The 1,487-nt window shown below is 36.9% G+C and carries 1 protein-coding gene; it reads right to left on the bottom strand.

Annotated features, from left to right (window positions below; all coding sequences use genetic code 11):
- Nucleotides 1-167: 167 nt before the first annotated feature.
- Nucleotides 168-1,319 (bottom strand): alpha/beta fold hydrolase, encoded by a 1,152-nt coding sequence (locus ACH63V_RS18035; protein ID WP_396464316.1) that lies wholly within the window; start codon nt 1,317-1,319, stop codon nt 168-170.
- Nucleotides 1,320-1,487 lie beyond the last annotated feature (168 nt).

Below are 1,487 nucleotides of genomic sequence, written 5' to 3'. Positions count from 1 at the left end.
ATATTAAATAAGTGAAGGAGCATAATTTTTTAAAAATCTAACTTGTAAATTATAATAAGCAAGTGAACATGTTATCAATCAATAAAATGATATAGGAGAATGAGATAAAATTTGAATTTTTAACCAGCGTAGAGATGACTACGCTAGCTTACTACTATTGAGTAGATTTAATCTGAACGTGTAGTTAACCAATTACTCATTTCAGGCCAAACAGAACTTGGAGCTTGGCTACCAGAAACAACACCCATATGGCCGCCTGGAACCACTTTAAACGTTTTATCTTGGCTACTAATTAAATCCATAAGCGGTTTCACTGCGTCGGCGGTCACAATAATGTCTGTATCGCCACCTACAGCTAACACTGAACAATTAATATCTTTTAAATAAGCTGTTAGTTCACCAAATTTGATTACACCTGTTGAGAGTTCATTATCTATCCAAAAACGTAGAATGATGTCACGCATGACACCACCCGGATACGCCAACATATTGTCGATAAATGAACTAGACGTAGCGTGGTCAACAATAAATTCACGATTATCAAGATTTTTAAAAAGCTGCCAATAGGTTTTTAAATTTCCAATCGGATCAGTTAGCTTAAAGCCAAGTGTGTTTTGCCAGCCATGAATATGAAACACTTCACTTGGTACATGTTGGCGAATCCGGAAAGGGGTATGCTTACGAACCCACTGTGCAGGTTTAGTCAAGCTGCCATAGAGTTTACCCATATAACCCGCTTTATGGGTGTCGATAGGTGAAGCGAGAATAATCAGATTTTTAATATCTTTATCTTTAAATAACGCGGTATAGCAGAGTGAAAGTGCACCGCCTAAACTCCAGCCATGTAATGAAAGCTGCTGTTGTCCACTATGTGCACGGACTTGCTTTAGCATTTCAGGCATAAAAACTTTTATATAAGTGCCAAAATTATATTTTGCCTGATGTCGGGTTGGCACGCCCCAGTCTATTAAATAGACATCAAAACCTTGGGCTAAAAAGAAACGTATAAGGCTACGTGTAGGGAATAAATCGTAAATGAGCATGTTCACTGCCAATGGCGGAACAATCACTAACGGTACGCGATGTTTATGTGTAGGAGCTTCAGTCTCATTTCTATAGTGACGTAAACTCATAATCTCATGCTTATAAATCACATCAAAAGGTGCTTTTCCTGACAAGGCAATTTGAGGACCTCTAAAAAACAGATCTGATGCATTGGTTAGCATGTGAGGTAATTTCTGACCAGCATGCTTTTTAAGAGATGTTTTAATCGACTTCACTTGAGGAACATTCTGTCGAACTTTAAGCAATAAACTCATTGAATATAAAACCTATAAAGATGTTGCCCAGAGCAAATAACGAGCTGGTCTTTTGCGGATATTAAATGGAATAAAAGGTGAGTTCAGTGACTTAAAAGACAGGATTTCGCTTTAAAAATACCAAAAGGAATTTTTTATAAACATGTTTGCGAACTAATTATCTTAATT

The organism is Acinetobacter sp. ABJ-A23_2, from assembly GCF_044538765.1.
In the GTDB taxonomy this organism is placed as follows: Bacteria; Pseudomonadota; Gammaproteobacteria; order Pseudomonadales; family Moraxellaceae; genus Acinetobacter; species Acinetobacter nosocomialis_A.
The sequence above is the reverse complement of the archived record's forward strand: the minus strand, read 5'-3'. Positions and strand labels throughout refer to the sequence as shown.

Coding starts and splice junctions, on each gene's coding strand:
- ACH63V_RS18035 (WP_396464316.1), bottom strand. CDS start 1,319: ATGAGTTTATTGCTTAAAGTTCGACAGAATGTTCCTCAAGTGAAGTCG.